Annotated in this window: 1 protein-coding gene; it reads left to right on the top strand. The window is 62.1% G+C overall.

What is annotated here, in order from left to right; translation table 11 throughout:
* Window positions 1–74: 74 nt before the first annotated feature.
* Window positions 75–1,247: an IS110 family RNA-guided transposase gene (locus ABID26_RS36955; RefSeq protein WP_435528653.1), complete on the top strand. Its 1,173-nt coding sequence runs from the start codon at window positions 75–77 to the stop codon at window positions 1,245–1,247.
* Window positions 1,248–1,722 lie beyond the last annotated feature (475 nt).

Here is a 1,722-nt window from a genome sequence, read left to right as displayed (position 1 = left end):
GTAGATGCTATGGGTCGAGCGGCGAGGGTGTGGCATCCTTTGGCGCTGTTGAACCAACCAAAAGGAGCGCCACCATGTCGCAATCATTTGACGCGACCCGGTCCCTCGCCGCCTTCGACCAAGATACCACGTTGATTGTTGTGGTCGAGATGAGCCAATCGAAGTGGCTCGTCGCAGCGATTGTTCCAAGCCTTGAGCGCCGGCCGCTCAAGAAACTCGACGCTGATCCGGAGGCATTGCTAAAGCTGTTGCATCGCTGGCGTAACGAAGCCGAGCTGTCGGGACAGCTGATCAATCGGATCACGGTTGCCTACGAGGCCGGACGCGACGGCTTCTGGCTGGCGCGCTGGCTGCAGGAGCGAGCTGTCGAGGCTCATGTGATCCATCCCTCGAGCGTTGCCGTGTCGCGCGAACACCGGCGCGCCAAGACGGATCGCCTCGATACAGAGCTGCTGATGCGCGCGTTTCTCGGCTGGCTGCGCGGCGAGAAACGGCATTGCAGTATGGCGGTGATTCCCACAGTCGATGAGGAGGACGCACGGCGTCCAAACCGCGAGCGCGACAGTCTGGTGCGCGAGCGAACACGGATTATGAACCGCATCAAGTCGATCCTCGCCCGCTTCGGCATTCGCACCTTCAAACCCAGCTTGCGCAATGCCAACCAGTTGGAAGCTCTGAGTACCGCAGAAGGCACTTTGTTGCCGGAGAACACTCGCGCTGAACTGCGCCGCAACTTTGCCCGAATGCAGTTGCTGCGCGACCAGATCCGCGAGATCGAACACGAGCGGTTGCGCCGGCTCGCCGCAGTTCCTACGGCACCAGCGGCGGAGCAACGGGGGCATGCCATGGTTCGTCTCCTCGCACGGGTCATTGGCGTGGGCGTCGAGACGGCAGACATGCTGGGCCATGAGATTTTGTCGCGCGGCTTACGCGATCGAAGGGCCATCGCCCGGTACGCGGGCCTCACCGGGGCACCCGACGAGAGTGGGAAACGCCGACGCGAGAAAGGGCTCGCGCGGGCCGGCAATGCGCGCGTTCGCTACGGCATGATCCTGCTGGCGTGGCGCTTTCTACAATATCAAAAGGACAGCGCCCTTGCCCAATGGTTTACGGCACGCACAGCCGATGGTCGCGGCAGCACACGCAAGACAATGATCGTGGCGCTGGCGCGCAAACTGTTGATAGCACTATGGAGACTGGTCACGACAGGTGAGATTCCGACAGGTGTCGTATTGCGCGCTGCATGACGCCAGAGGAGGAAACAGCCGATCCGGCGGGCCGAAAAAGGTCTGCTAACAAGGGATCCGAGGTGGCGGTGAACCGATCGCTCACATGGCTTCTCAAGCCGCGCTCGTAGAATGGGCCCGCCGCCCCGGAGCTTCGCCCGTTGATGCGTATGGCTGCATCATGGTTCTGGTCCGCGAGGATCAACCGCATACAAGCTTGCGGCGCGCTTACCGCGCCTGATGGCGAGCTCCCCTCGGATTTGCCTTCGTTTGCTCAGGCCCTCGCCCGAGCCCAAACAGTCTGCCGCCGCGCTCGTGACCGTCAAGGACAAGTCGCTACGCGATGGAGCCTGCGGCCCATCCTTGACCGTCCCTGCGCGCGGACGGCCAGTCGAAGGAAGGTCGGGACGAGGAGATGGTCGCCAATCGGCCGAACAAGGAGATAGAGGAAATGAAGCAACCGTAGGCTTGACAATCATCGCCCCATACAAGCGAG

The organism is Mesorhizobium shonense (assembly GCF_040545255.1).
GTDB lineage: Bacteria > Pseudomonadota > Alphaproteobacteria > Rhizobiales > Rhizobiaceae > Mesorhizobium > Mesorhizobium shonense.
The sequence above is the reverse complement of the archived record's forward strand: the minus strand, read 5'-3'. Positions and strand labels throughout refer to the sequence as shown.

Excerpts from the sequence above, each read along its gene's own strand:
- ABID26_RS36955 (WP_435528653.1), top strand. The coding sequence starts at position 75 with ATGTCGCAATCATTTGACGCGACCCGGTCCCTCGCCGCCTTCGACCAA.